This is a genomic window from Heyndrickxia coagulans DSM 1 = ATCC 7050 (genome assembly GCF_000290615.1).
In the GTDB taxonomy this organism is placed as follows: domain Bacteria; phylum Bacillota; class Bacilli; order Bacillales; family Bacillaceae_C; genus Weizmannia; species Weizmannia coagulans.
Genome location: NZ_ALAS01000041.1, coordinates 1 through 252, shown reverse-complemented (window position 1 = coordinate 252; position 252 = coordinate 1). Strand labels below are relative to the sequence as shown.

The 252-nt window shown below is 39.3% G+C and carries 1 protein-coding gene; it reads left to right on the top strand.

The window, feature by feature from the left end:
* The coding region (locus IC21_RS01340) for a transposase (RefSeq protein ID WP_035180317.1) at window positions 1–252 on the top strand (252 nt) is incomplete at both ends.

Sequence of the window (252 nt, the reverse complement as noted above, 5' to 3'; positions counted from 1 at the left end):
GATTTTGCTATGGATGGTCTATATGTCGAGAGTGAACAGGGTAAGAAAGCCAATTACCCACGTTACTATCGGCAAGCCTTAGATAAATTATCAAAAGCACAACGAATTCTTTCTCGAAGAAAGAAAGGTTCTGCACGTTGGAACAAGCAACGACTAGTAGTAGCTAAGTTACATGAGAAAGTGGCGAACCAACGCATGAATTTTCTTCATCATAAGTCAAAAGAATTAGCTTCTAACTTTGATGCTGTCGTG